We start from the raw sequence: 276 nt of genomic DNA, 5'->3' as shown, positions 1-276 counted from the left end.
ACCACTAACAGCCCCAACAGCGCCGTAGTAGGAATACCCAGCTCAACTGCAAATTGTACATAATCGTTATGCGCATTGTCGTAATAACCAGAGTAGGGCTCAGACTGATACGCGGGAAATGCAGTGTAAAAAGTACCGCCGCCCGAGCCTAATAACGGGTTATCTAAAATTAGTGGGATTGAGTCGCGTACAACTTCATCGCGAGTTTCCGATTGTAAACTGGTTTCGCTAATACGTTGTTTTACCTTTTCTACATCGAAAATGGCACCAATGATG

At 44.9% G+C, this 276-nt stretch carries 1 protein-coding gene; it reads right to left on the bottom strand.

Going from position 1 to position 276, the window contains the following annotated elements; all coding sequences use genetic code 11:
- On the bottom strand, nt 1-276 hold a 276-nt coding region (locus tag AAEY75_RS14925), incomplete at both ends, for an O-antigen ligase family protein (RefSeq protein WP_352260013.1).

This window comes from Psychrobacter sp. TB55-MNA-CIBAN-0194 (genome assembly GCF_040309505.1).
Classification (GTDB): domain Bacteria; phylum Pseudomonadota; class Gammaproteobacteria; order Pseudomonadales; family Moraxellaceae; genus Psychrobacter; species Psychrobacter fozii.
Note: the sequence above shows the minus strand (reverse complement) of the source record. Positions and strands in the feature narration are given on the sequence as shown.